The 25,667-nt window shown below is 69.4% G+C and carries 25 protein-coding genes; 10 read left to right on the top strand and 15 right to left on the bottom strand.

Annotation, left to right across the window (positions count from 1 at the left end; genetic code table 11):
- Positions 1 to 72: 72 nt before the first annotated feature.
- The gene (locus OG223_RS37410; protein ID WP_329258450.1) at positions 73 to 1,098 is read left to right on the top strand and encodes a hypothetical protein; all 1,026 of its coding nucleotides are present in this window, start codon (positions 73 to 75) and stop codon (positions 1,096 to 1,098) included.
- Positions 1,099 to 1,203: 105 nt separating this feature from the next.
- Here the strand turns inward: OG223_RS37410 and OG223_RS37405 are convergent, their stop codons facing one another.
- Positions 1,204 to 1,515: a hypothetical protein gene (locus OG223_RS37405; RefSeq protein WP_329258447.1), complete on the bottom strand. Its 312-nt coding sequence runs from the start codon at positions 1,513 to 1,515 to the stop codon at positions 1,204 to 1,206.
- Positions 1,516 to 1,568: 53 nt separating this feature from the next.
- On the opposite strand from OG223_RS37405, the gene OG223_RS37400 reads away from it, so the two are divergent.
- A complete protein-coding gene (locus OG223_RS37400; RefSeq protein WP_329258444.1) occupies positions 1,569 to 2,075 on the top strand; it encodes a hypothetical protein in 507 nt (168 codons plus the stop codon).
- An 80-nt stretch (positions 2,076 to 2,155) separates the two neighbouring features.
- On the opposite strand, the gene OG223_RS37395 is transcribed toward OG223_RS37400, so the two are convergent.
- A complete protein-coding gene (locus OG223_RS37395) occupies positions 2,156 to 3,346 on the bottom strand; it encodes an extracellular solute-binding protein (protein WP_329258441.1) in 1,191 nt (396 codons plus the stop codon).
- A gap of 195 nt (positions 3,347 to 3,541) precedes the next feature.
- Complete coding sequence (locus tag OG223_RS37390; protein ID WP_329258439.1) at positions 3,542 to 4,981, bottom strand: gamma-aminobutyraldehyde dehydrogenase; 1,440 nt, start codon at positions 4,979 to 4,981, stop codon at positions 3,542 to 3,544.
- Positions 4,982 to 5,146: 165 nt separating this feature from the next.
- On the opposite strand from OG223_RS37390, the gene OG223_RS37385 reads away from it, so the two are divergent.
- From OG223_RS37385 to OG223_RS37355, 7 genes are all read left to right on the top strand, one after another.
- A complete protein-coding gene (locus OG223_RS37385) occupies positions 5,147 to 5,662 on the top strand; it encodes an Lrp/AsnC family transcriptional regulator (RefSeq protein ID WP_329258436.1) in 516 nt (171 codons plus the stop codon).
- Complete coding sequence (locus OG223_RS37380; RefSeq protein ID WP_329258433.1) at positions 5,647 to 7,026, top strand: aspartate aminotransferase family protein; 1,380 nt, start codon at positions 5,647 to 5,649, stop codon at positions 7,024 to 7,026. The genes OG223_RS37385 and OG223_RS37380 overlap by 16 nt, the downstream gene beginning before the upstream one ends.
- Positions 7,027 to 7,228: 202 nt before the next feature.
- Positions 7,229 to 7,969: an ABC transporter ATP-binding protein gene (locus tag OG223_RS37375; RefSeq protein ID WP_329258431.1), complete on the top strand. Its 741-nt coding sequence runs from the start codon at positions 7,229 to 7,231 to the stop codon at positions 7,967 to 7,969.
- On the top strand, positions 7,951 to 9,318 hold the full coding sequence (locus OG223_RS37370) for a hypothetical protein (protein ID WP_329258429.1): 1,368 nt from the start codon (positions 7,951 to 7,953) through the stop codon (positions 9,316 to 9,318). Before OG223_RS37375 ends, OG223_RS37370 begins: the two co-directional genes overlap by 19 nt.
- A gap of 63 nt (positions 9,319 to 9,381) precedes the next feature.
- Positions 9,382 to 9,789, top strand: coding sequence for a VOC family protein (locus tag OG223_RS37365; RefSeq protein ID WP_329258426.1), 408 nt, complete (start codon positions 9,382 to 9,384; stop codon positions 9,787 to 9,789).
- Between the two features lie 25 nt (positions 9,790 to 9,814).
- Positions 9,815 to 10,936 (top strand): LOG family protein, encoded by a 1,122-nt coding sequence (locus OG223_RS37360; protein ID WP_329258423.1) that lies wholly within the window; start codon positions 9,815 to 9,817, stop codon positions 10,934 to 10,936.
- A 161-nt stretch (positions 10,937 to 11,097) separates the two neighbouring features.
- Positions 11,098 to 11,787, top strand: coding sequence for an LAETG motif-containing sortase-dependent surface protein (locus OG223_RS37355; protein WP_329258420.1), 690 nt, complete (start codon positions 11,098 to 11,100; stop codon positions 11,785 to 11,787).
- A gap of 74 nt (positions 11,788 to 11,861) precedes the next feature.
- On the opposite strand, the gene OG223_RS37350 is transcribed toward OG223_RS37355, so the two are convergent.
- The 9 genes from OG223_RS37350 to rpsB all read right to left on the bottom strand — a co-directional run bounded on the left by OG223_RS37350 (position 11,862) and on the right by rpsB (position 21,775).
- Complete coding sequence (locus OG223_RS37350) at positions 11,862 to 12,884, bottom strand: ABC transporter ATP-binding protein (protein ID WP_329258417.1); 1,023 nt, start codon at positions 12,882 to 12,884, stop codon at positions 11,862 to 11,864.
- Positions 12,884 to 14,485, bottom strand: a complete 1,602-nt coding sequence (locus OG223_RS37345; RefSeq protein ID WP_329265677.1) for an ABC transporter permease — start codon at positions 14,483 to 14,485, stop codon at positions 12,884 to 12,886. Before OG223_RS37345 ends, OG223_RS37350 begins: the two co-directional genes overlap by 1 nt.
- Positions 14,486 to 14,538: 53 nt before the next feature.
- Positions 14,539 to 15,618: a thiamine ABC transporter substrate-binding protein gene (locus OG223_RS37340; protein ID WP_329258414.1), complete on the bottom strand. Its 1,080-nt coding sequence runs from the start codon at positions 15,616 to 15,618 to the stop codon at positions 14,539 to 14,541.
- Between the two features lie 134 nt (positions 15,619 to 15,752).
- A complete protein-coding gene (gene rlmN / locus OG223_RS37335) occupies positions 15,753 to 16,859 on the bottom strand; it encodes a 23S rRNA (adenine(2503)-C(2))-methyltransferase RlmN (protein WP_329258411.1) in 1,107 nt (368 codons plus the stop codon).
- Positions 16,860 to 16,951: 92 nt separating this feature from the next.
- Positions 16,952 to 18,142: a phosphatidate cytidylyltransferase gene (locus OG223_RS37330; protein ID WP_329258408.1), complete on the bottom strand. Its 1,191-nt coding sequence runs from the start codon at positions 18,140 to 18,142 to the stop codon at positions 16,952 to 16,954.
- A complete protein-coding gene (gene frr / locus OG223_RS37325) occupies positions 18,142 to 18,699 on the bottom strand; it encodes a ribosome recycling factor (RefSeq protein ID WP_019058716.1) in 558 nt (185 codons plus the stop codon). Before frr ends, OG223_RS37330 begins: the two co-directional genes overlap by 1 nt.
- Positions 18,700 to 18,829: 130 nt before the next feature.
- Entirely contained in the window at positions 18,830 to 19,588 is a 759-nt protein-coding gene (gene pyrH, locus OG223_RS37320) for a UMP kinase (RefSeq protein ID WP_329258404.1), read from the bottom strand.
- 204 nt (positions 19,589 to 19,792) lie between these two features.
- On the bottom strand, positions 19,793 to 20,629 hold the full coding sequence (gene tsf / locus OG223_RS37315; RefSeq protein WP_329258402.1) for a translation elongation factor Ts: 837 nt from the start codon (positions 20,627 to 20,629) through the stop codon (positions 19,793 to 19,795).
- A gap of 174 nt (positions 20,630 to 20,803) precedes the next feature.
- A complete protein-coding gene (rpsB, locus tag OG223_RS37310; RefSeq protein ID WP_329258400.1) occupies positions 20,804 to 21,775 on the bottom strand; it encodes a 30S ribosomal protein S2 in 972 nt (323 codons plus the stop codon).
- A 281-nt stretch (positions 21,776 to 22,056) separates the two neighbouring features.
- On the opposite strand from rpsB, the gene OG223_RS37305 reads away from it, so the two are divergent.
- Positions 22,057 to 22,632 (top strand): murein hydrolase activator EnvC family protein, encoded by a 576-nt coding sequence (locus OG223_RS37305; protein WP_329258397.1) that lies wholly within the window; start codon positions 22,057 to 22,059, stop codon positions 22,630 to 22,632.
- A 72-nt stretch (positions 22,633 to 22,704) separates the two neighbouring features.
- Here OG223_RS37305 and OG223_RS37300 read toward each other — a convergent pair whose 3' ends face one another.
- The 3 genes from OG223_RS37300 to dprA form a co-directional block, all read right to left on the bottom strand.
- Complete coding sequence (locus OG223_RS37300) at positions 22,705 to 23,262, bottom strand: TetR/AcrR family transcriptional regulator (protein WP_329265675.1); 558 nt, start codon at positions 23,260 to 23,262, stop codon at positions 22,705 to 22,707.
- A gap of 118 nt (positions 23,263 to 23,380) precedes the next feature.
- Positions 23,381 to 24,223: an RNA polymerase sigma factor WhiG gene (gene whiG, locus OG223_RS37295; protein ID WP_043680536.1), complete on the bottom strand. Its 843-nt coding sequence runs from the start codon at positions 24,221 to 24,223 to the stop codon at positions 23,381 to 23,383.
- 271 nt (positions 24,224 to 24,494) lie between these two features.
- Entirely contained in the window at positions 24,495 to 25,625 is a 1,131-nt protein-coding gene (gene dprA, locus OG223_RS37290) for a DNA-processing protein DprA (protein ID WP_329265674.1), read from the bottom strand.
- Positions 25,626 to 25,667: the final 42 nt, after the last annotated feature.

The raw sequence follows: 25,667 nt of genomic DNA, 5'->3' as shown, positions 1-25,667 counted from the left end.
CCTGCGCTGTCTCGGCAAGCCGACACACGTGCAGGGTCTACCGATTGCCTCATGGCAGATGGAGAAGTACCGATGGTTCGAAAAGAATCCCTTGCACAGCTCCTCGACGAAGGACGCCGCAAGATCCAGGTGACCGACAAGGAACTCGACGAGGCCAAGCGCCGCCGCCAGCTTCTGGCCGCGTCCGCACGCCGGGTTTTCCCCGGATCGGCCACCTACTTCAACGGCAGCGTCGCGCACGGCGACGCCAACACGCCACTCACCGACGTCGACCTCGGGGTCGTCCTCACCAAGAAGGACGCCGAGCCCTACGGTCCGGGCAAGAAGAGCGCCCTGCCTCTCATGGAGATCGTCCGTGACGCGATCCATGAAGACCTCGACGCGGAGTTCCGGAAGCTGACCGTCGAGGTTGTGGGCCGTCGCCGTGCGGTCCTCGTGCGCTTCGGCGACCCCGTCACACAGGGCCAGGACGACTTCACCGCGGACGTCATGACCGCGCTCCCGCACCCCTCCGGCCGCGGGCTGTACATCCCGAACACGAAGATCGCGGACCAGTGGGACCGCGCCGACCCGATCACGCACACCCAGATGGTGCTCCAGGCCATCACCGACACGAAGGTCGTGTTCGCCCGCACGGTCCGGCTGCTGAAGCACTGGAACTGCACGCACAGCAAGCCCATGTGCTCCTGGAACATCAAGGCCCTCGGCCTCGGGTGCTTCGACGAGCCCATGCCGCTGATCAACGCGCTCCAGGTCTTCTTCACCTACGCGGCGGACGAGATCGACAAGGGGCCGACACCGGACCCGGCCCACGTGGCCGGACCCATCCCCCTGAACATGACGCGCCGCGAGGTCCACGAGCGACTGTGTACCGCGCGCGACTACGTCGACCTCGCGATCGAGCACGAGGCAGCCGGACGCCCGCTCAGCGCCCAGCACACCCTCCACCAGGTCCTCCCCGAGCTCGTCCCGGACGCGGACGCCACGCAGGAGGAAGCCGCCCGGCTGGCATCGACGGTCCGCTCGGGCGGCACGGCCGCCACCGGTCTCGGACTCGCCGTCGGACTCGTCACGCCCACCCGGGCCTGGGGAATCTGAGCCATGCCGACCTGGTACGGGGTCCAGCCTGTCTGGTGGGCCCCGCTCGAACGCGACGCCCGTCGGTGCTTCGGCTCCGCCCTCCGGCACACGTACCGCCGCGGCTCACTGACCTACGAACTCACGGGACTTGACGTCATCGGCGAGCCCGACCCGATCGACATCAGCATCAGGTTCTACGAGAACCCGCTCTACCCGACCTTCGGCCAGAAGCCGCAGGATTTCCCGCGCGTCCACGCCAATCCGGGTGCTTCCTCGAAGCACCGGTACACCGACGACGACGCCCTCTGCCTCTGGCACCCGCTCGATCCGGAAGAACGACGGTGGACAAGTTCGAAGGGACTCCTGGACCTCATCGAGATAGTCCGCACACACTTGTTCCTCGAACACTACTGGCGGCTCACCGGCGGTGAGCACGACGGCCAGTGGCTGATTGAGGACGCCCCGCACGGCATGCCGGGGAGTGGTGCATGGAGGTCATCGCGGCGACAGCGGCGGCGAGCGGCGGGTGGACCTGGTCCCAGACCACCGCGCTGATCGTCCCGTTCATCGCCGTGTTCGGCGCATTCCTCACATACGCGCTCAACCAGCGGGCGGTGAGACGGGAGCACCAGGCGAAGACGTTCGCCGAAGCCCTGACCGCGGTCGAGGAGTACCTGGAGATGCCGTACCGCATACGACGCCGCCCGGCGTCCTCGGACCTGGTCCGGCAGCAACTCACGGACGAGGTCAGCAGTCTGCTGGCGCGCATGGCGTTCCACCAGGCATGGCTCCAGATCGAAGCGTCGTCCGTCGCGGGGCCGTACGCGACCCTCGTCGCCACGGCCCGCGCGGAAGCCGGCGCACAGATGAGTCTCGCCTGGCAGCAGCCACCCATCAGAACCGACGAGGGGATGAACCTCGGCTCCGCCTACCCCCGCGACCGATCAACAGCCGCCCGAGCAGCCTGCATTGAGGTGATGCGCCGTCACCTCTGAGAAGCAGCAGCGATCTTGGTGCCAACTATCCCTCTTTTATGCCAACTAAAATTCCTCGTCACAGTGCAGCAAGGGCGCCCCTACAACCCCACGATCTTGTTCCACTCCTTCGCGAACTCCACCCGCTCCGTCGACGTGATGTCCCGCGCGATCGCGAGGTGCTTGCGCATCGTCGCGTCCGGGAAGATCAGCGGGTTCTCGGCCAGCTCCGCGGTGTCCTTGTCCTTGGAGGCCGCGAGGACGTCCTGGGCGGCGGGGACGGGGCAGACGTAGTTGACCCAGGCGGCGAGTTCCGCGGCGACCTCGGGGTCGTAGTAGTAGTCGATCAGCTTTTCGGCGTTGGTCTTGTGGCGGGCCAGGTCGGGGATCATCAGGGAGTCAGCCCAGAGTTCGGCGCCCTCCTCGGGGACGACGAAGCGGATGTCCGGGTTGTCGGCCTGGAGCTGGATCACGTCGCCGGAGTAGGCCTGACAGGCCAGGACGTCGCCGCTGACGAGATCCTTGGTGTAGTCGTTGCCGGTGAAGCGGCGGATCTGCTTTCTGCTGATCTGCGTCTGCACCTGGTCGCACACCTTGTGGAAGTCCGCGGCGGTCCACTTGGTGATGTCGACGCCGTTGCCCTGCATCAGCAGCGCGAACGCCTCGTCCAGACCGGAGAGCAGCGTGACCCGGCCCTTCAGGTCGCTCGCCCACAGGTCGGACACATGGCGGATCTCGCGGCCCAGCTTGCGGCGGTTGTACGCGATGCCGGTGATGCCCGACTGCCACGGCACCGAGTACCGGCGGCCCGGGTCGAAGGCGGGCGAACTGAGCTGCGGGTCAAGGTACTTCGCCACGTTGGGCTGCGCGGCCCGGTCCATCCGCTGGACCCAGCCGAGCCGGACGAACCGCGCGCACATCCAGTCGCTCATGACGATCAGGTCGCGGCCGGTCTGCTGGTGGTTCATGAGCGCCGGGCTGATCTTGCCGAAGAACTCGTCGTTGTCGTTGATCTCCTCGATGTAGTCGACGGAGATCCCGGTCTTCTTCTCGAACGCGTCCAGCGTGGGCCGCTTCGTCTCGTCGTCGTCATCGGTGTCGATGTACAACGGCCAGTTCGCCCAGGTCAGCCGCTTGTCCGTGGCGGACAGATCGGCGCCGGCGCGGTCGCTCGCCTTCACATACGCGGCGGGCACACCGCACCCGGCGAGCGCGCCGAGCGCGGCTGTTCCGCCGAGCGCGCGCAGCAGGGAGCGACGGGAGGGCGGGTACGGCTTCGGAGTCTTGGGCACCCGCGCAGCATGACCCGCCGACCCGTGCCCGATCAATGGACGCTGCGTCGAGCGGCTCCCCAGGGACCCGACACCTTGTCGATCGGTTGCCTGTGAAGTAACCGCCCGTTCACACGGGACGCGCGAAAAAGCGCGGCCCCGGACGGTCAACTCCCGTCCGGGGCCGCGCAGTTGTTCCTGCGGGTCAGCGCATGCTCAGCCGTCCAGCGACGTCATCACGTGCTTGATCCTCGTGTAGTCCTCGAAGCCGTAGCCCGACAGGTCCTTGCCGTAGCCCGACTTCTTGAAGCCGCCGTGCGGCATCTCCGCGACCAGCGGGATGTGGGTGTTGATCCACACGCAGCCGAAGTCCAGGGACTTCGACAGCCGCATCGCGCGACCGTGGTCCTTCGTCCACACCGAGGAGGCGAGCGCGTAGTCGACGCCGTTGGCCCACTCGATGGCCTGGGCCTCGTCCGTGAAGGACTGGACGGTGATGACCGGCCCGAAGACCTCGTTCTGGATGATCTCGTCGTCCTGCTTCAGACCCGAGACGACGGTCGGGGCGTAGAAGTAGCCGACCTCACCGACCCGGTGGCCGCCCGACTCCACCTTCGCGTGCGCGGGCAGCCGCTCGATGAAGCCGGTCACCTGCTTGAGCTGGTTGGCGTTGTTGAGCGGGCCGTACAGCACGTCCTCGTCGTCCGGCTGGCCGGTCTTCGTCTCGGCCGCCGCCTTCGCGAGCGCCGCCACGAACTCGTCGTGGATGCCCTCCTGTACGAGCACCCGCGTGGCCGCCGTACAGTCCTGGCCCGCGTTGAAGAAGCCCGCGACCGAGATGTCCTCGACGGCCTTGGCGATGTCGGTGTCCTCGAAGACGACGACGGGGGCCTTGCCGCCCAGCTCCAGGTGGACCCGCTTGAGGTCCTTGGAAGCGGACTCGGCGACGGACATGCCGGCCCGGACCGAACCGGTGATGGAAGCCATCGCCGGCGTGTGGTGCTCGACCATCAGGCGGCCGGTGTCGCGGTCGCCGCACACGACGTTGAAGACGCCCTTGGGCACGATCGAGCCGATGATCTCGGCGATCAGGACGGTGGAGGCGGGAGTGGTGTCCGAGGGCTTGAGGACGACCGTGTTGCCCGCGGCCAGCGCCGGGGCGAACTTCCAGACGGCCATCATCATCGGGTAGTTCCAGGGCGCGACCTGCGCGCAGACGCCGATCGGCTCGCGCCGGATGATGGAAGTCATGCCCTCCATGTACTCGCCGGCGGAGCGGCCTTCGAGCATCCGGGCCGCGCCCGCGAAGAAGCGGATCTGGTCGACCATCGGCGGGATTTCCTCGGAGCGGGTGAGCCCGATCGGCTTGCCGGTGTTCTCCACCTCGGCCGCGATCAGCTCCTCCGCGCGCTCCTCGAACGCGGTGGCGATGTCCAGCAGGAACTTCTGCCGCTTGGCCGGGGTCTCGTCCCGCCAGGCCGGGAAGGCCGCCGCGGCGGCCGCCATCGCGGCGTCCACGTCCGCCGCCCCCGACAGCGGCGCGGTCGCGTACGCCTCGCCCGTCACGGGGTTGACCACCTCGGTGGTCCGTCCGTCGGCGGCGTCCCGGAACTCACCGTCGATGTAATTGCGCAGACGACGCAGTTCGGTGCTCACTGCCGGCCCTCCAAGTTCAGGTGTCCAATCACTGAGACACCCACCCTAATCGCCCGGCCCACGTTTTCAACACCCCCGATCGCGCCAAGGCTACGAAATCCGCAAGTCTCGACCACGTAAACAACGAATTTCATCGAAGCGGCCTTGCGGAACGGTCGAGACGTCGTGCACAGTGAAGCCGTGGCCAGTCGCAGCGCAGAACCTAGGGACTCCCGCGAGTCCAGGAACGGGACTCCTCACCTGGATTCCGTCTCCCTCGCCATCATCGAACAGCTCCAGGAGGACGGCCGCCGGCCGTACGCCGCGATCGGCAAGGCCGTCGGCCTCTCCGAGGCGGCCGTGCGCCAGCGCGTCCAGAAGCTGCTCGACCAGGGCGTCATGCAGATCGTCGCCGTCACGGACCCGCTCACCGTGGGCTTCCGCAGACAGGCGATGGTCGGTGTCAACGTCGAGGGCGACGCCGAGAACGTGGCGGACGCGCTGACGGCCATGCAGGAAGTGGAGTACGTGGTGATGACCGCGGGCTCGTACGACCTCCTCGCCGAGATCGTCTGCGAGGACGACGACCACCTGCTGGACGTCATCAACAAACGCATCCGGGCGCTGCCCGGCGTGCGCTCCACCGAGAGCTTCGTTTATCTGAAGCTCAAGAAGCAGACCTACATGTGGGGAACCCGATAACCGTGAGCAAGGACCTCAGCCGCACCGCGTACGACCACCTGTGGATGCACTTCACCCGCATGTCCTCGTACGAGAACGCGCCCGTTCCCACGATCGTCCGTGGTGAGGGCACCTACATCTACGACGACAAGGGCAAGCGCTACCTCGACGGTCTCGCGGGTCTGTTCGTGGTCCAGGCCGGTCACGGCCGCGCCGAGCTGGCCGAGACCGCCGCCAAGCAGGCGCAGGAGCTGGCGTTCTTCCCCATCTGGTCGTACGCCCACCCCAAGGCCGTGGAACTCGCGGAGCGTCTCGCGAACTACGCGCCCGGCGACCTGAACAAGGTCTTCTTCACCACCGGCGGCGGCGAGGCCGTCGAGACCGCCTGGAAGCTCGCCAAGCAGTACTTCAAGCTGGTCGGCAAGCCCACCAAGTACAAGGTCATCTCGCGCGCGGTCGCCTACCACGGCACCCCGCAGGGCGCCCTGTCCATCACCGGACTGCCGGCCCTGAAGGCCCCGTTCGAGCCGCTGGTCCCGGGCGCGCACAAGGTCCCGAACACCAACATCTACCGCGCCCCGATCCACGGCGACGACCCGGAGGCGTACGGCCGCTGGGCCGCCGACCAGATCGAGCAGGAGATCCTGTTCGAGGGCCCGGAGACGGTCGCCGCGGTCTTCCTGGAGCCGGTGCAGAACGCCGGCGGCTGCTTCCCGCCCCCGCCCGGCTACTTCCAGCGGGTGCGCGAGATCTGCGACCAGTACGACGTACTCCTGGTCTCCGACGAGGTCATCTGCGCCTTCGGCCGCCTGGGCACGATGTTCGCCTGCGACAAGTTCGACTACGTCCCGGACATGATCACCTGCGCCAAGGGCATGACCTCGGGCTACTCCCCGATCGGCGCCTGCATCATCTCCGACCGCCTCGCCGAGCCGTTCTACAAGGGCGACAACACCTTCCTGCACGGCTACACCTTCGGCGGCCACCCGGTCTCCGCGGCGGTCGGCCTCGCCAACCTCGACATCTTCGAGCGCGAGGGCCTCAACCAGCACGTCCTCGACAACGAGGCCAACTTCCTCCAGACCCTCCAGAAGCTGCACGACCTCCCGATCGTCGGCGACGTCCGCGGCAACGGCTTCTTCTACGGCATCGAGCTCGTGAAGGACAAGGCCACCAAGGAGACCTTCACGGACGAGGAGTCGGAGCGCGTGCTCTACGGCTTCGTCTCCAAGAAGCTCTTCGAGTACGGCCTCTACTGCCGCGCCGACGACCGCGGTGACCCGGTCATCCAGCTCTCGCCGCCGCTGATCTCCGACCAGTCGACCTTCGACGAGATCGAGGGGATCGTCCGCCAGGTGCTCACGGAGGCCTGGACGAAGCTCTGATCGTTCAGAGGGATCTTCCTTCTGGATGATCAACACCGGCCCCGGCGCCGCCGTTCGAGTGAGAAACGGCGGCCCGGGGCCGTGTGCTGTCCGGGCTCCCGCCGACCGCTCCTTAGCGTGCCAGTGACCGATCGGCCCCCTCTTCGTTCCCCCGGACGGGGGATGCGATACGGGAAAACGGATCTGAACGAGGTGTACGCGCATGGTGGCCCCGCCGGACAACGACGTGCTCTGGGCACGTGCCCTGCACTTCCAGCACCACGACGGAACGCCCGCCCTCGGCGGCGTCTCGCTCGGTGTCCGGGAGGGCGAGATCCTCGCCGTCAGCGGCCCGCGCGGCAGCGGCAAGACGACCCTGCTGCGATGCCTCTCCGGCCTGGAGCGCCCGAGCCGCGGCGAGGTCTGGTTCAACAGCGTGCCCGTGCACACCATGGGCCCGATGACCCGCGAACGGCTGCGCCGCGACCGCTTCGGCTGGATCGACCCGGCGCCCGTGCTCGTCCCCGAGCTGAACGTCTGGGAGAACGCGGCCCTCCCCCTGATGCTGCGCGGCACCAGCCGACGCCGCGCCAAGACCGCCGCCCTGGAGTGGCTGGACCGCCTCGACATCGGCGACCACGCCCGCAAACGCCCGCACGAACTGCGCCAGGCGGAGCGCCAGCGCGTCTCGATCGCCCGCGCGCTGGCCCCGGCGCCGACGGTCCTGTTCGCCGACGAGCCGACGGCCCCGCTGCACCGCGCGGACCGCGCCCAGGTCCTGCGCACGCTCACGACGGCCGCCCGTTCGCACGGCATCACGGTCGTCCTCGCGACCCACGAGGCGGAGACGGCGGCCCTCGCGGACCGTACGGTGTCGCTCCTCGACGGACGCCGTGTGAACACGGTTCACCTCCCCCCGGTCACCGAGACGGAAGGCCGGGCCGCGTGCTCGCTCTCCGTCTGACCCGCGGCTCGCACCCCGCCGTCCAACTGCGCCGCCTGCTGGTCGCGTTGGCCTCGGCGGGCACGGGCTTCCTTCTCCTCTGCACCCTCGGCTACGCGATGGGCCACCCCGACTCCCCCGCCGCCGCGGCCCTCCGCCTCGGCTGGTGCGCGACCCCGCTGGCCGCCACCGTCTACTTCGCGATGGCCGTCGCCCGCACCGACCCGGCGACGAGACCCCGCCCCGGCCTCTCCGCGATCGGCCTCGGCCCCGGCCGCCTGATGGCGATCTCGGCGACCACGACCGCCCTCGCCTGCACCCTCGGCTCCATGCTGGCCCTGCTCTTCTTCCTCCACCTCCGCGGCGACCTCACGGGCATGCCCTTCGACGGAGCGGCGGCGGAGTTCCTGGCCTCGGACCAGCCCCTCCCCCTCCCCGCCGCACTGACCCTCCTCGCCCTCGTCCCCCTGACCGCCTCCGTCGCGGTGGCCCTCGCCCTGCGCCCCCGGGACCTCCGCCCCGCCTCGGAGAAGGGCCCGGCGCGGTCGTACGGCCGCTTCGGCGCACTGGGCCGCCCGGGGTCCCGCGAGACCTTCGGGACGTACGGCCGCTTCGGCGCGCATCTGCGCGGCGCCGGCCGCGGCAGCGGGCCGGCGGGCGAGCCGGCCGAACAGCCCGCGCAGCCAGAGCAGTTGGAGGGCACGAGCGACTCCGCAGCCGGGCCCGAACACCCTGACCCCTCGCGCCCCGCCGCTCCCCGTGAGGCCCCGCGCGGGCTGCCCTGGGGTATCGCGGTGCTGGCGGCGGGGCTCGCCGTGGAGGCGTACGCGAGCCGGGCGAAGGACGGCGGCGGGCTGTCCCTGCCCGGTGGTCTGGCCGACGGGCCCGCGAGCGTCCTGGCCGGCTGGGTGCTGACCGCGATCGGGCTGGCGCTGGCCGGTCCCGGGCTCACGCACCTGTGCGGGCGGCTGCTCCAGTCCGTCAGCCCCGGCGCGCTGCGGCTGCTGGCCGGCCGGGTGCTGATGGAGGAGGCGACCCGGATCGGCCGCCCGCTGGGCGTGGTCTGCGCGGTGGCGTCCGGTGGCTTCGCCATGACGGCGCTCTACGACGCGGACGCCCCGGCCTTCGGCCCGCTGACCACCCTCGGCGGCCTCCTGGTCACCGGCTGCACGGTGGCGACCCTGCTCACCGCCGCCCTGGAGGCCAAGCACGCCCGCGCCGACACCACGGCCGCGCTGCTCCGCCTCGGCGCTCCCGCCACCATGCTGCGCAGCGCCGCGGCCCTGCGCGCGGGCGCGCTGCTCGCCCTGTTCCTCCCGCTGACCCTGTTCGTGGCGGAGCTGGCGGCTCTGCCGCTGGCCGGCCGATGAGTTTTGTGCCGACCGCCGGTCTACCCACCGAATAGCACGCACGCCCGATGGGAGAGACCCCGCATGTACCAGCAGATGATCTTCGTGAACCTGGCCGTGAACGACGTCGACGCGTCGAGGAAGTTCTTCACCGAGCTCGGTTACTCGATCAACCCCCAGTTCAGCTCCGCCGACAACACCTGCGTCGTGATCAGCGACACGATCATCGTGATGCTCCTCAACAAGCAGCGCTACAGCGACTTCACAAAGAAGGAGATCGCCGACTCGGCCAAGACCAGCGAGGTGCTGCTGTGTCTGAGCGCCGAGAGCCGCGAGAAGGTCGACGAGCTGGTGAACAAGGCGGTCGCGGCGGGCGGCACCGCCAACGACGATGTCCAGGACCAGGGATTCATGTACGGCCGCTCCTTCGAGGACCTCGACAACCACTCCTGGGAGGTCGTGTGGATGGACCCGGCGGCGGTCCAGAGCTGACCGACTCACTGCCTAGCATGGGCGCGTGCAGACGAGCCCGGCCCATGCGGCCCACCACGACGAACGCGAGATCGAGACGGTCGAGGACTTCGACGCGACCGTCTCGGCCCGCGGCACCCTCGCCGGACACCGCGTCCAGGGCGTCGATCTGACGGACCGTACGCGGGAGTTGCTCACCACGGACACCGCGGGCGCCGTCTTCCTCGGCTGCCCGATGCGCGACGAAGCGGCGGCGAAGGTCCGCGCCGAGGGCGCCCTGGTCTTCCCGCCGGTCCCGCACCTCCCGTTCAACCCCTACCGCGGCCATCTCTACACGCCCGCCGAGCTGTTCGCCTCGCTCGACAAGGGGTACGACCAGACACCGGACGCGCTCGCGTACGCCTGGTTCCAGCGGACCAAGGCCGACGGCGACGTCTACGCGTCCATGCTGCGCTCCGTCCACGACGACTCGATCTCCGACGCCCTCGACGAACTCCTGCGCGGCGCACGGGTGGTGGGCGTCATGGGCGGCCACGCGATGGCGCGCGGGACGAAGGCCTACGGCGGTGCCGCGCACCTGGGCCGGGAGCTGAGCCGGGCCGGCTACACGGTGGCGACCGGCGGCGGCCCCGGCGCGATGGAGGCGGCCAACCTGGGCGCGTACGCGGCGCCGTACGAGGACGCGATGCTGGAGGAGGCCTGCGAACTCCTCGCCGCCTCCCCGTCGTTCGGCCCCTCGATCACCGACTGGGCGCAGCGCGCCTTCGAGGTCCGCACCCGCTGGCCCAAGGGCAACCACTCGATCGGCATCCCGACCTGGTTCTACGGCCATGAGCCGCCGAACGCCTTCGCCTCGCACATCGCCAAGTACTTCGCCAACGCCACCCGCGAGGACGGCCTGTTGGCCCGCTCGAACGCGGGGGTGGTGTTTCTGCCGGGCGCGGCCGGGACCGTACAGGAGATCTTCGACAACGCGACGCCGAACTACTACGAGTCGCGCGGTGAGCCCACGCCGATGGTGCTCGTGGACCGGGAGCACTGGACGGAGCGGCTGCCGACGTGGCCGCTGCTGTGTGCACTTGCCCGGGAACGGTCGATGGAGAGCCGTATCGCCCTCATTGACCGGATCGAGGAGGCTCCGGACGCGCTGAAACGTCTCACTCATTAAAGTGCAGGTAAAGCCAACTGCCGCACACCGCATATGCATTGACACTGCTTACGCAGCACTTATAGACCAGTGAGACTCCTGGGGGTGATGGTGCCTCACCTCGAATGCTGGCCCATCTCCTCCTAAACCCCCCGCAGTTGCACATCCCGTGAAGGGCAAACGTGTCCATATCTCGACGTTCCGTACGCATCCTCGGCGTCGCGTCCGCCTCGGCCGCGCTCACGCTCGGCTTCGCGGGCAACGCGCTCGCCTGCAACATCAAAGAGTTCTCCGCCGAAGCCACCTGCGACGGCGCCAAGGGTGTCATCACGGTGACCGACAAGGACGCCACCGGCGTCGAGGCGACCATCACCGTGTTCCTGGAGAACAACGGCGGTGACGCCAGGCAGGTCGGCGAGGCGCAGACCGTCAAGGGCTCGGCGACGGGCACATCCGTCTCCTTCTCCGAGGACTGGGAGCCGAACGCCACGTACCGCGTCCGCGTCGTGGCCGGCAAGCAGGTCGACGCCGACATCAAGCCGAACCTGACCACCCCGTCCAAGGCCTGCGCGACGGAGTCGCCGAGCCCGAGCCCGACCCCGAGCGAGACCACTCCGGCCCCCTCGGACAGCGCCTCGACCCCGGCCGAGTCCGACACCCCGACCCCGTCGGCCACGGAGAGCGGCAGCACCGCTCCCGCGACGACGACGGACAACGCGCCGTCCCCGGCGGCCGGTTCCTCGAACCTCGCCGAGACCGGTGCCAACTCCAACACCGGCATGATCGCCGGTATCGCGGGCGCGTTCGTCGTCGCGGGCGGCGGAGCCGTCTACTACGGCATGCGCCGTCGCGGAGCGACCAACGGCCGCTGATCCACCCGCTGTTGCCGCTGTGGCCCGTCCGGTTCGTGGGGACGGGCCACACGCGTGTCAGCTCACGCGCCGCCTCATGTGCCGAGTACGACGATCTCGGCCGCGTCGAACTCCACCCCGACCGTGCCCCCGACCTCCGGCGCCTCCCGCAGCGCACAGGCCGCCTCCAGGCGCGGCGCGTCCTCCGGCTGCAGTCGTACAGCGACATGGGTGCCCTTGAAGGTGCGGGCGGCGACCGTGCAGCGCAGGCCCTCGTCGGCGGGCAACAGCCGGACGCCCGCGGGGCGTACGAGGAGCGTGTGGGTGCCCTGGGGCGCGTCCTCGGGGACCGGAACCTTGCCCCAGGGGGTGTCGGCGGCCTCGCCGGCGACCGTGGCCTCGACCACGTTGTCGAAGCCGAGGAAACGGGCCACGAACTCGTCGGCGGGGTGCTGCCAGACCTCAAGCGGCGTACCGGACTGGGCGATCCGCCCGTCCCGCATCACCACGACCCGGTCGGCGAGCGCGAACGCCTCGCCCTGGTCGTGCGTGACCGCGAGCACGGTCGTGCCCAACGCCCCGAAGAGTTCCCGGAGTTCGACGACCAGCCGTTCCCGCAGTGACCGGTCGAGCTGGCCGAGCGGTTCGTCGAGCATGAGGAGACGCGGGCGGGGCGCGAGGGCGCGGGCGAGGGCCACCCGTTGCTGCTCACCGCCGGACAGCCCCGCGACGGCACGGCGGGCGGCACCCGGCAGTCCGACCAGGTCGAGCAACTCGGCGACCCGGTCTTCCTGCTGTCGCCTGGACGCCCCGTGCATGCGCAGGCCGAAGGCGACGTTGCCGGCCACGTCCCGCTGCGGGAAGAGCTGATGGTCCTGGAACATCAGACCCACCCCCCGCTTGTGCGCGGGCACGCCCGACTGGTCCCGGCCGTCGAGCAACACCCGCCCGGAGTCCAGGGGTTGGAGCCCGGCGACCACCCGCAGCAGCGTGGACTTGCCGCTGCCGCTGGGCCCGAGCACACACACGATCTCGTGCTCCACGACCCCGAGGTCCACGGCGTCCAGCACCGGGCGCCCGCCGAACCGTACGGTCGCGCCCGCAAGACTGAGCAGCATCAGAACTCCCCGGTCCGGTCCGTGCGCAGCCGCTCAAGGACCAGCAGGGCCACCGCGCACACCACCATCAGAATCGCCGAAAGAGCCATCGCCTGGCCGTAGTTGAGATCACCGGGCCGGGACAGCAGCCGGGCCACCGCGACCGGCAGCGTCGGATTGTCGGGCCGCGCGATGAACACCGTCGCCCCGAACTCCCCCAGCGACACCGCGAACGCGAACCCGGCGGCGATCAGCAACGCCCGCCGCACGAGCGGCAGATCGACCTCACGCCACACCCGCCACGGCGACGCCCCGAGCACGGCCGCCGCCTCCCGCAGCCGCCCGTCCACCGCCCGCAGCACGGGCAGCATGGTCCGTACGACGAAGGGAACGCCCACCAGCGCCTGCGCGAGCGGCACCAGGATCCATGAACTCCGCAGATCCACCGGGGGTTTGTCGAGCGAGATCAGAAACCCGAAGCCGACGGTCACCGCCGACACCCCGAGCGGCAGCATCAGCAGCGCGTCGAAGCCCCGCACCAGCCGCCCGGCATCGCGCCGGGTCAGGGCCGCGGCGGCGAGACCGCCGATCACCACGGCGATGGCGGTGGCGGCGACGGCGTACTCCAGCGAGTTGCCGATCGCGGCGATCGGCGGGACCAGGAAGGTGCCGCCGTCGTCGTGGGTCAGCGCCCGGTAGTAGCCGAAGTCCGGTGAGTCCAGCGACCGTTGGACCAGCACGGCGAGCGGCAGCACGAGCAGCAGGAGGACCGAGACGAGGACTCCGGCGAGCAGGGACCACTGGCCCGCTCCACGCGGGCGCCTCGCGGTCACCGACGGGTCCACGAGCCGTAGGGCCGTCTCCCGTCGTCGTACCGTCCAGGCGTGCACGGCGAGGATCGCGCCGACCGCGACGAACTGGACGATCGTGAGCACGGCCGCCGTGGCGAGGTCGAAGATCTCCGAGGTCTGGCGGTAGATCTCCACTTCGAGGGTCGAGAAGGTCGGGCCGCCGAGGATCTGCACCACGCCGAAGGAGGTGAAGGTGAAGAGGAAGACCATCAGCGCGGCGGCGGCCACGGCGGGCGCGAGCGCGGGCAGCGTCACCTTCCGCCAGGCCCGGAGCCGGGACGCGCCGAGCATCCGCGCGGCCTCCTCCTGACGCGGGTCGAGTTGGGCCCAGAGGCCGCCCACCGTCCGTACGACGACCGCGTAGTTGAAGAAGACGTGCGCGAGCAGGATGGCCCACACGGTGGTGTCCAGCCGTACGCCCCACAGGTCGTCGAGGAGCCCGCCCCGGCCGACCAGCGCGAGGAAGGCCGTACCGACGACGACCGTCGGCAGCACGAAGGGGACCGTCACGACGGCCCGCAGCACGTGCCTTCCAGGGAAGTCGAAGCGCGCGAAGACATACGCGCCGGGGAGCGCGATCAGCAGCGTGAGCACGGTCGACGCGAGCGCCTGCCAGGTGGTGAACCACAGGACGTGCCGGATGTCCGACTGCGCCAACACGTCCCCGATACGGCCCAACTGCCAGGCGCCGTCGACCTTGAGACCGCGCGCGACGATCGCGGCGACGGGGTAGGCGAAGAACACCGCGAAGAAGGCGACGGGCAGGGCCATGAGGCCGAGCCGCGCCGCACTCCCACGTACGCCCTTGCTGGTCTTGGCCGGGGCTACTTCAGTACGAGCGAGGTCCACGACTTGACCCACTGGTCCCGGTTGGCGGCGATCTTCGCGGGGGCCATGGTCTCGGGATCCGGGGCCTGGCGACCGTACTCGACGAACTCCTGCGGCACCTGGGCGCCTTCGATCACCGGGTACACGAACATGTTGAGCGGCATGTCCTGCTGGAACTCCTTGGTCAGCAGGAAGTCGATGAAGGCCTTGCCGCCCTTGGTGTTCCCGGCGTTGCTGAGCAGCCCCGCGTACTCGGTCTGGCGGAAGCAGGTGCCGTACGACACCCCGGTGGGCGCGGTGGTCGGCTTCGGGTCGCCGTAGATGACCTCGGCGGGCGGCGAGGAGGCGTACGAGACGACGAGGGGCCGGTCGCCGCCCGCCTTCTTGCCGCCGGCGGACCCGGAGAACTCCTGGTCGTAGGCCTGCTCCCAGCCGTCGACGACCTTGACGCCGTTGGCCTGGAGCTTCTTCCAGTACGTCTGCCAACCGTCGTCCCCGAACTGCGCCGCGCTGCCGAGCAGGAAGCCGAGGCCGGGTGAGGAGGTGGCGGCGTTCTCGGTGACGAGGAGGTTCTTGTACGCGGGCTTGACCAGGTCGGCGAAGGAGGCCGGCGGGGTCAGCTTGTGCTTGCTGAAGTACGCCTTGTCGTAGTTGACGCAGATGTCGCCGGTGTCGATGGGCGTGACCCGGTGCTTGGTCTCGTCGACGCGGTACGCGGGCTTGACGGTGGCGGAGCCCTTCGCGTCGTAGGACTGGAAGAGGCCGTTGTCGAGCGCGCGGGAGAGCAGGGTGTTGTCGACGCCGAAGAAGACGTCGCCCTGGGGGTTGTCCTTGGTGAGGATCGCCTTGTTGACGGCCTGGCCCGCGTCGCCGTCCTTGAGGACCTTGACCGTGTAGCCGGACTGCTTCTCGAAGTCCTTGAGGACGTTCTTCGAGACGGCCCACGAGTCGTGGCTGACGAGGGTGACGGTCTTGTCGGATCCGGAGCCGCTGCTCTGGTCCGACCCCGACCCGCACGCGGAGAGCGTGACCAGGCCGAGGCCGACGAGCACAGCACAGTACTTCTTGGTGTTCACGGTGATGACCGAACTTCCTACCCAGAATGACCTGGGCGAGGTTCAGAGGGTCTGCGGCCCGATTGCCGCACTCTCAGCGCTGCGCGCTCCCCTGTCGGATATGAAGGTGTACGTACAGGTGGTACGGGTGAAGATTACCGCTCGGTGGCCGCGAGCTGACCGCACGCTCCGTCGATCTCCTGGCCACGGGTGTCCCGGACGGTGACCGGCACCCCGTGAGCCGCGATGGCCTCGACGAACGCCTTCTCGTCCTCGGGACGGGAGGCGGTCCACTTCGAGCCCGGCGTCGGGTTCAGCGGGATCAGGTTGACGTGCACGGGCTTGCCCTTGAGGAGCCGGCCGAGCCGGTCGCCGCGCCACGCTTGGTCGTTGATGTCACGGATCATCGCGTACTCGATGGACAGCCGACGTCCCGACTTCGCCGCGTACTCCCAGCCGGCGTCGAGGACCTCGCGGACCTTCCACCGGGTGTTCACGGGGACCAGGGTGTCGCGCAGCTCGTCGTCCGGCGCGTGCAGCGAGATCGCGAGCCGGCACTTGAAGCCCTCGTCGGAGAACCGGTGGATCGCCGGGACCAGTCCGACCGTCGAGACGGTGATCCCGCGCTGCGAGAGGCCGAGGCCGTCCGGCTCGGGGTCGGTGAGGGCGCGGATGGACTGGACGACCCTCTTGTAGTTGGCGAGGGGCTCGCCCATGCCCATGAAGACGATGTTGGAGAGCCGCGCGGGACCGCCGGGAATCTCGCCGTCACGCAGCGCGCGCATCCCGTCGACGATCTGGTGCACGATCTCACCGGTGGACAGATTGCGGTCCAGGCCGGCCTGACCGGTCGCGCAGAACGGGCAGTTCATCCCGCAGCCCGCCTGCGAGCTGATGCACATGGTGACCCGGTCCGGGTACCGCATCAGCACGGACTCGACGAGCGTCCCGTCGAACAACCGCCACAGCGTCTTGCGGGTGGTCTCCTGGTCGGTCGACAGATGCCGTACGACGGTCATCAGCTCAGGAAGCAGCGCCTCCTGGAGCTTGGCGCGTGAACCGGCGGGGATGTCGGTCCACTCCGCCGGATCGTGCGCGAGGCGCGCGAAGTAGTGCTGCGAGAGCTGCTTGGCGCGAAAGGGCTTCTCCCCGATCGCGGCGACGGCTTCCTTGCGCTCGGCGGGCGTGAGATCGGCAAGGTGCCGCGGCGGCTTCTGGGCTCCGCGGGGGGCGACGAATGTGAGTTCTCCGGGCTTAGGCATGGCTGTACCAGTGTCGCAGACATACGAAGAGGGACTCGCCGCCCTGTGGACAACGAGCCCCTCGTACGCAAAATCGCAGGTCGGACCGCGTCTCAGCCGGACCCGACGAACAACACCAACAACAACCACACCACCGGAGCGGTCGGCAGCAGGGAGTCCAAGCGGTCCATGATGCCGCCGTGACCGGGAAGCACCGTGCCCATGTCCTTGATGCCGAGGTCCCGCTTGATCATGGACTCGCCGAGGTCGCCCAGCGTGGCGCTGGCCGCGACCGCGAGGCCCAGGACGAGGCCCTGCCACCAACTGCCGTCGTCGATCAGGAACTGCATGCACAGCGCGCCCGCCACCATCGCGAAGGACACCGCCCCGAACAGGCCCTCGCGGGTCTTTCCGGGGCTGATGCGCGGGGCGAGCTTGTGCGTGCCGAAGCGCCAGCCGATGGCGTACGCCCCGGTGTCGCTGACCACGGTCAGCAGCAGGAACGTCAGGACCCGCCAGGCGCCGTCGTCGGCGGTGAGCATCATGGCGACGAACGTGGCGAGGAACGGCACGTAGAACGCCGCGAAGACGCCCGCCGTGACGTCCTTGAGATAGCCCTCGGGCGGCTCCGTCATCCGCCATACGAGGACGGCGAGCGCCGTGAGCGCCATGGCGACCCAAGCGCCCTCGGGGCCCCGGACGTATCCGGCGACGACCATCGCCGCACCGCCGACCGCCAGGGGCACGAGGGGCGCCTTGATGCCCTTGCGCTCCTGCAGCCGCGAGGTGAGCTCCCACAGACCGACCACGACGGCGACCGCTATCACTCCCACGAACGCGGCCTTCACCACGAAGAGGGACGCGACGATCACCACGGCGAGCCCGACGCCGACCCCTATGGCCGCACCCAGGTCCCGGCCCGCGCTCTTCTTCTGCGGGGCGGGCGCCGGTGGCGGGACGTCGGGCATGGGCTCCGGATTCTGCGGCACCGCCCCGTAGGGCTGCGCCTGCGGCGTGTCAGAGGGCTGCGTCCGCGGGTCGTACGGCGGCGGCTGCCGTACGTCGTACGGCGGCTGCTGCGTCTCGTCGCGGAACAAGGGGCCGCTCAGCCGAGCGGCCCCCCGGTCGTCATCCTGGTGTCCGCCGTATGCGGGCTCGTCGGGCACGATGGGCATGGGGCGAGTCTGCTGCGCCTCAGGCGCATCGTACGTGGGACCCGCCGGGGCAGCCCCCTGGACAGGCCCCTGGTCGGACGGCCCCCAGTACCCGGCTTGTGGCGGTGCCCCCCAGGAAGAGTCGTTCATCAGACCTCGAGCAGCTCCGCTTCCTTGTGCTTGAGGAGTTCGTCCACCTGGGCGACGTACTTCGCCGTGGTGTCGTCGAGCTCCTTCTCGGCACGACGGACCTCGTCCTCGCCGGACTCCTTGTCCTTGACGAGCTTGTCCAGCGCGTCCTTGGCCTTGCGGCGGACGGCGCGGATGGACACCTTGGAGTCCTCGGCCTTGGTCCGGGCGACCTTGATGTAGTCCTTGCGGCGCTCCTCGGTCAGTTCGGGGAACGTCACTCGGATGATGTTGCCGTCGTTGCTGGGATTGACGCCCAGGTCCGAGTCGCGGATCGCCTGTTCGATGTTCCGCAGCGCGGTCTTGTCGAACGGGGTCACCACGGCCATGCGCGGCTCCGGTACGGAGAACGAGGCCAACTGGTTGATCGGCGTCAGCGCTCCGTAGTAGTCCGCCACGATCTTGTTGAACATCGCCGGGTGCGCACGGCCGGTGCGGATCGCGGCGAAGTCCTCCTTGGCGACCACGACGGCCTTCTCCATCTTCTCCTCGGCCTCGAGGAGGGTCTCTTCGATCACCACTTGCTCCTGCGTGTCTTGAGTAGGCCCGGCTGCTGTGCTGTGTCGGCGTCGGCGGCCGGCTGCGTCGCGTCTTCTTCCTGCACGGTTCCCGACCGGCAGGACATTGTCCATCCCCCGGTCAGGGTCATCAGCCCTGGCTGCCTTGGTCACCCACAAGCGTGCCGATCTTCTCACCCTTGACGGCGCGGGCGATATTGCCCTCCGCCAGAAGCTCGAAGACCAGGATCGGAAGCTTGTTGTCGCGGCACAGGGTGATGGCGGTCATGTCCGCGACCTTGAGGTCCTGGGTGATGACCTCGCCGTAGCTGAGCGAGTCGAACTTGACGGCCTCGGAGTTCGTCTTCGGGTCGGAGTCGTAGACCCCGTCCACGCCGTTCTTGCCCATCAGCAGCGCCTCGGCGTTGATCTCCAGGGCGCGCTGGGCGGCGGTGGTGTCGGTGGAGAAGTAGGGCATGCCCATACCGGCGCCGAAGATGACCACGCGGCCCTTCTCCAGGTGACGCACGGCGCGCAGCGGGATGTACGGCTCGGCGACCTGGCCCATGGTGATGGCGGTCTGGACGCGGCTGTCGATGCCCTCCTTCTCCAGGAAGTCCTGGAGGGCGAGGCAGTTCATCACCGTGCCGAGCATGCCCATGTAGTCGGAGCGGGCCCGGTCCATGCCGCGCTGCTGGAGTTCGGCGCCGCGGAAGAAGTTGCCGCCGCCGATGACGACGGCGACCTCCGCGCCGTCCCGTACGACGGCCGCGATCTCACGGGCGATCTTGTGCACCACATCGGGGTCGACGCCCAGGCCCCCGCCGCCGGAGAAGGCCTCTCCGGACAGCTTCAACATGAACCGGCCGCGTACCTTGCCGTCGTCGCTCTTCTGGGCCTTGGTGGTCATGACGTTCTCGCCTCTTTTACGTGGTCGCACATACGAAGAAGGCCACTGCCGGTGGGGTGTCTGTCGCATCCCATGCTCGGCAATGGCCTCCTCGTCAGATCTGCTGTCGTCCGCCACGCGCGCGTGCGCGACGGCGTACCGGGCCGACTGCTGACGACCCTAGCGGGATTCCGCCGGGCGCCGCGCGTCGATCGCGGTACGGACTCAGATGCCGACCTTGATGCGCGTGAAGCGCTTCAGGGTGACACCCGCCTCGTCCAGAACCTTCTGGACGGACTTCTTGGGGTCGAGCGCGTACGGCTGACCGAGCAGCGTCGCGTCCTTGAAGAAGCCGCCCACACGACCCTCGACGATCTTGGCGATCGCGGCCTCGGGCTTGCCCTCGGCGCGGGTGGTCTCCTCGGCGATACGACGCTCGGACTCGACGACCTCGGCCGGCACGTCTTCCTTGGCCAGGTACTTCGGCGCGAAGGCGGCGATGTGCTGGGCGACACCGCGGGCGACCTCGGCGTTCGGCTTGTCCAGCTCGACGAGGACACCGATCTGCGGGGGCAGGTCGGGCATCGTGCGGTGCATGTACGCGGAGACGTAACCGTCGGTGTACTGGGCGAAGCGGTCCAGGACGATCTTCTCGCCCAGGTTCGCGTTGGCCTCGTCGACGAACGCCTGGACCGTCTTGCCGGACTCGATCTCGGACGCGAGGAGCGCCTCGAGGTCGGCCGGGGCGGTCGCGGCGACGTGCTGCGCGACCTGGTTGGCGACGGCCTGGAACTTCTCGCCCTTGGCGACGAAGTCCGTCTCGCACTTCAGCTCGACCAGGACACCGGAGGTGTTGTCGTCGGCGATGACGGAGACCACGGCGCCGTTCTCGGCGGAGCGGCCCTCGCGCTTGGCGACGCCCTTCTGGCCCTTGATACGGAGCGCCTCGACGGCCTTCTCGACGTTGCCGTCGGCCTCGTCCAGGGCCTTCTTGCAGTCCATCATGCCAGCGCCGGTGAGCTCGCGGAGCTTCTTGACGTCGGCGGCGGTGTAGTTCGCCATGATCTGAAAATCTCTTCTCGGAGTTCGAAGTCTCGAAGTCGGCGGCGGCCGCGTGGTGAGCGGGCTTCCGCCAAAGATCTACGGGCTACGAAGATCTAGGGGCTGTGGGTGAACGGCGGGTGGCGCGGTCGGCACCACCCGCCGTCACTTCAGTCAGCCCTTTGGCCCGGAAGGTCAGGCCTGCTCGGCGTCGGCGGCCGGAGCGGCCTCGACCTCAGCCTCGGCGACCGGAGCGGCCTCGGCGGCGGGGGCCTCGACCTCGGCAGCGGCCTCGGCGGCGGGAACCTCGTCGGCCTGCTCGGCGTCGGCGACCTTCTCCGTCTCGGCGGAGGTCTGCACCTCGGCCTCGGCGGCCGGAGCCTCGTCAGGCTTCTTCTCGCCCTCGAGCAGGTCGCGCTCCCACGCGGCGAGCGGCTCGCCGGCGGCCTTGTCACCCTTGGCCTCGGCGGCGACACCGGAGCGGCTGATGAGGCCCTCGGCGACGGCGTCGGCGATCACGCGGGTGAGCAGGGTGACGGATCGGATCGCGTCGTCGTTGCCCGGGATCTTGTAGTCGACCTCGTCGGGGTCGCAGTTCGTGTCGAGGATGGCGACGACCGGAATGTTGAGCTTCCGGGCCTCACCGACCGCGATGTGCTCCTTCTTGGTGTCCACGATCCAGACGGCGCTGGGAACCTTGGACATCTCGCGGATACCACCGAGGGTCTTCTCCAGCTTGGCCTTCTCGCGCGAGAGCACGAGAAGCTCCTTCTTGGTGAGACCGGACGCGGCGACGTCCTCGAAGTCGATCTGCTCGAGCTCCTTGAGGCGCTGCAGACGCTTGTAGACGGTGGAGAAGTTGGTGAGCATGCCGCCCAGCCAGCGCTGGTTGACGTAGGGCATGCCGACGCGGGTGGCCTGCTCGGCGATGGCCTCCTGCGCCTGCTTCTTCGTACCGACGAACATGACCGTGCCACCGTGGGCGACGGTCTCCTTGACGAACTCGTAGGCGCGGTCGATGTACGACAGCGACTGGAGCAGGTCGATGATGTAGATGCCGTTGCGCTCCGTGAAGATGAAGCGCTTCATCTTCGGGTTCCAACGACGGGTCTGGTGACCGAAGTGGACGCCGCTTTCCAGCAGCTCCCGCATCGTGACGACGGCCATGGCCGTTCTCCTTGATTTTCTCGGTTGTGCCGCGAGCACCGGGACGGCACTCGCGCCTGACGCCCACGTGCGCGTGCCCAGAGGACCGAGGAGCGCTGACACCGGTTTTCGTCTCTCGACGGAGGACCAGGTGTCGGGGCGTGCGAAGTCGACCCGGTGACCCGGATCGCCAAAGGAAGTGTACGGGACCCGCGAGGTACCGGGTGACGCCGTTGTCCACAAGCACCTGGCGGTCCACAGGTCCCGGCCATGATCGACACGGATACGGCACGGTTTGCGCCATGCGAACGCGACGACGTGACCGACCTGTGCACGCAACCCTGGCGTTATTGCTGGGCCTGCTGCTGACCCTCCTGACCTGCGCGGCCCGAGCGAACGACAGCCCGCCACCCGCACCTGGAGTCCCGGCCCCCTCGGTACCGGCCATCGCCCGCACCTGGCCCGCCGGTTCCCACCCCTTGGTCCTACGAGGCTGGGAGCCCCCGGCGACGGCCTACGCCCGGGGCCACCGAGGCGTGGACCTGGCAACCCCGGCCGGCACTCCGGTACGGGCGGTGGCACCGGGCCGGGTGTCCTTCGCGGGCCAGGTGGCGGGGAGGGGCGTGGTCGCGGTCGAACTGACCGGCACAGACCTCCGCACGACCTACGAACCGGTGAGCGCGACGGTGAAGAAGGGGGAGGAGGTGGAGCCGGGCGAGGTGGTCGGGACGGTGGAGATCACCGGCTCGCACTGCGCGACGACGTGCGTGCACTGGGGCTTGCTGAGAGGGGAGGTATACCTGAACCCGCTGGAGCTACTGCCCCCATGGCTGCTGAACAGGGGCCCATCACGCTTGTTGCCTGTTCTGGTTCCTTAGGGGCGCGGGGTTGTATCGATATGCGGCTCCACTGTGGGGCGCGACAAGCCCCCACCGGCCCGCGGACAACGCTCAGCCTTCTACGCCCCGCAACGCCATCCGCACCGCGGCCTCGGTGATCACACCGGGCTCCTCCGCCGCCCCCAACTCGATCCGCCGCACAGCCGCATCGACAACCCCTTGCAGCAACATCGCCGCCAACCGAGGCTCCGCATGCCCCATCTCCGCCAACGCGGAGACGATCATCGCCACCAACCCCCCGTGCGCGGCCCGGATCTTCTCCCGCGCCCCCGCGTCCAACTCACTCGCGGAGATGGCGACGACAGCCCGGTGCCGCCGGTCCCCGACCAACGCAAGCTGCTGCCGCACATACGCTTCGACCCTGCCCTCGGCGGAGCCGGCCCGCTCCATCGCAGCCGACACATCCGCCGCCCAGACGGGAAAGTCGACCTCGCACAGCTCCTCGACGACGGCGGCCCTCGAGCGGAAGTACTCGTACACGGACGACCGCGCGAGCCCCGTCCGCTCGGCCAGGGCCGGGAAGGTCAGCGCCTCCGTCCCGCCCTCGGACAGCAGGGAACGAGCCGCGTCCAGCAGGGCGGCTCGCTGCATCGACCGGTGCTCGGCCACGGAGGCCGCTCGAATCCTTGGCACGTCAACCACTCTACGGACGGTCCACGCCCGACGGGAGTGACAGGGGCCACGCAGGCACGATTCTGCGAGGTCGAGAAGGTCGTACGACTTCTGTTCAACGGCCGAAACTCGCCAGCTTGGCGCGCAACTGCAGCACGGACTTGGTGTGGATCTGGCTGACCCGGCTCTCGGTCACCCCGAGCACGTTGCCGATCTCGGCGAGGGTGAGGCCCTCGTAGTAGTACAGCGTGACGACGGTCTTCTCGCGCTCGGGCAAGGTGTTGATCGCCCGCGCCAGGAACCGCCGCAGCTCCCGCCCCTCCGCCACCTCCACGGGGTTGTCGGCGGCGGTGTCCTCCAGCGTGTCCATCAGGCTGAGCCGGTCGCCGCCCTCACCGCCGGCGTGCAGCAGCTCCTCCAGGGCGACCACGTTCGCGAGCGACAACTGGCTGAAGACGGCGTGGAGTTCCTCCACCGCGATGCCCATCTCGGCGGCCACCTCGCCCTCGCTGGGGGTGCGCCTGAGCCGCGCCTCCAGCGTGGCGTACGCCCGCTCCACGTTCCGCGCCTTCTGCCGTACCGAGCGCGGGATCCAGTCCAGGGCGCGCAGTTCGTCGATCATCGCGCCCCGGATGCGGGTGATCGCGTACGTCTCGAACTTGATCTCCCGCTCGATGTCGAACTTCTCGATCGCGTCGATCAGTCCGAACACCCCCGACGACACGAAGTCCGCCTGTTCCACATTGGGCGGCAGCCCGACGCTCACCCGTCCCGCGACGTACTTGACCAGCGGCGAGTAGTGCAGGATCAACTGCTCACGCAGCCGCTCGTCGCCCGTCGTCTTGTACGACCGCCACAGCTCCTCGAGCGTCGAGGGAGCGGGCGGCCGGACGCTGCCACCGTCACGGGCGGCTGGGGGGATCGCCGCCCGGTCGGACCCGGAGGTGTGCTGGGGCATTCGTCGCCTTGTGCCGTTCTGCCGTGAAGTGGGGTTGCCTGGGTGACCTGTCGGAGTGATGTGGAGATGCCGGTCTGTGCCGGAATCCCCGTGAGCGTAGCGTGACTGGAGTGTCGCGGTGTGCGAAGGGCAGGGCCCGGACCGGGCACGGACGCGTTCGCCGGGGTGCCGGAACGGGTTGCCCCGATCGCTCTGCGTGATCATCAGAATGCGCCAACTGCGGGAATTCCCAAGGGTGTCGGGGTTCCCCCGGACGGCCGAACACACTCGGTCAGCGGCGCCCCCGACCGGGCCGGACCGAGATCATCGCCTGGCGTGTCAACTTCCAGCCGTCGCTGTGTCGTTCGACGTAACCAAGTGCTCGGAGTTCGTACAGTCTGGCGACGGCGTCGTCCTCCGTCGTCTGCGCACCGCGCGCGATCTCCCGCGGCGGCGCCGCCCTGTTGCCGGGCAGTGCGGCGAGGATGCGCCGGGCAGCCGGCTCCAACAGGTCGCGCGGGAGCACCGGTCCGCGTCGGTCCGGTGCCAGTTCGCCCATGTCACCGACCAGTTCGACTACTTCCGCGGCGTCTGTCACCAGCACCGCGTCCCCGCGCAGGAGTTCGTGCACACCACCGGACAGTCCGCTGGTGGCCGGGCCGGGCACCCCTATCGTGTGGCGCCCCAACCGCTGCGCGGCCCGCGCCGTGACGAGCGATCCGCTCCGGTACGCGGCCTCGACGACCACGGTGCCCCGCGTGAGCGCCGCGATCACCCTGTTCCGGAGGATGAACCTGCTCGGCGTCGGATGCTCGCCGGGCGGCAACTCGCCCACCACGAGCCCCTGTTCGGCGATCCTGCCGATCAACTCGGCGTGGCCGCGCGGGTAGGGACGGTCGACACCGCAGGCGAGCACGGCGGCGGTGGCCCCGCCCGCGCCGAGGGCACCGCGATGGGCGGCGCCGTCGACTCCGTAGGCGCCGCCGGACACGACCACCCAGCCGAGTTCCGCGAGGCCGGCGGCGAGGGTGGCCGCCATGTGTGCGCCGTACTCGGTGCAGGCGCGGGCGCCGACGACGGCGACCGACTTGAGCGCCCACACCCGCAGGCTGGGCAACCCGCGCACCCACAGTCCGACGGGTCGCGCGTCCCCGAGATCGTCGAGCTGGGCGGGCCACTCGACGCCACCGGGACACACGAACCGGACGCCCGCGTCCCGCGCGACGGCCAGGTCCCGCCCAGGCTCGACCACTCCGGCCCGCGCACACAGCCCGGCCCACCGCTTGTCGGTCACCCCGACGAGCTGCGGCCCTCCGCTCCGCAGCCTCCGAGCCACTTCCACAGCCCCGAGCTCCCGGATCCACCGCCCTACGACCTCATCACCGGGCTCGACAACCCGGGCCAGAAAGACACGGGCGAGCAGATCGTCGCCCGCGTCTTGGGGCGCGGTCTGGTCATCGGTCTC

The sequence above is a fragment of the Streptomyces sp. NBC_01478 genome, from assembly GCF_036227225.1.
Classification (GTDB): Bacteria; Actinomycetota; Actinomycetes; order Streptomycetales; family Streptomycetaceae; genus Streptomyces.
This window is presented reverse-complemented; position numbering and strand designations above follow the sequence as displayed.

Excerpts from the sequence above, each read along its gene's own strand:
- whiG (WP_043680536.1), bottom strand. The coding sequence starts at position 24,223 with ATGCCCCAGCACACCTCCGGGTCCGACCGGGCGGCGATCCCCCCAGCC.
- OG223_RS37365 (WP_329258426.1), top strand. The coding sequence starts at position 9,382 with ATGTACCAGCAGATGATCTTCGTGAACCTGGCCGTGAACGACGTCGAC.
- OG223_RS37330 (WP_329258408.1), bottom strand. The coding sequence starts at position 18,142 with ATGAACGACTCTTCCTGGGGGGCACCGCCACAAGCCGGGTACTGGGGG.
- OG223_RS37305 (WP_329258397.1), top strand. The coding sequence starts at position 22,057 with ATGCGAACGCGACGACGTGACCGACCTGTGCACGCAACCCTGGCGTTA.
- OG223_RS37345 (WP_329265677.1), bottom strand. The coding sequence starts at position 14,485 with ATGGCCCTGCCCGTCGCCTTCTTCGCGGTGTTCTTCGCCTACCCCGTC.
- OG223_RS37410 (WP_329258450.1), top strand. The coding sequence starts at position 73 with ATGGTTCGAAAAGAATCCCTTGCACAGCTCCTCGACGAAGGACGCCGC.
- OG223_RS37350 (WP_329258417.1), bottom strand. The coding sequence starts at position 12,884 with ATGCTGCTCAGTCTTGCGGGCGCGACCGTACGGTTCGGCGGGCGCCCG.
- rpsB (WP_329258400.1), bottom strand. The coding sequence starts at position 21,775 with ATGGCCGTCGTCACGATGCGGGAGCTGCTGGAAAGCGGCGTCCACTTC.
- rlmN (WP_329258411.1), bottom strand. The coding sequence starts at position 16,859 with ATGCCTAAGCCCGGAGAACTCACATTCGTCGCCCCCCGCGGAGCCCAG.
- OG223_RS37400 (WP_329258444.1), top strand. The coding sequence starts at position 1,569 with ATGGAGGTCATCGCGGCGACAGCGGCGGCGAGCGGCGGGTGGACCTGG.
- OG223_RS37375 (WP_329258431.1), top strand. The coding sequence starts at position 7,229 with ATGGTGGCCCCGCCGGACAACGACGTGCTCTGGGCACGTGCCCTGCAC.
- tsf (WP_329258402.1), bottom strand. The coding sequence starts at position 20,629 with ATGGCGAACTACACCGCCGCCGACGTCAAGAAGCTCCGCGAGCTCACC.
- pyrH (WP_329258404.1), bottom strand. The coding sequence starts at position 19,588 with ATGACCACCAAGGCCCAGAAGAGCGACGACGGCAAGGTACGCGGCCGG.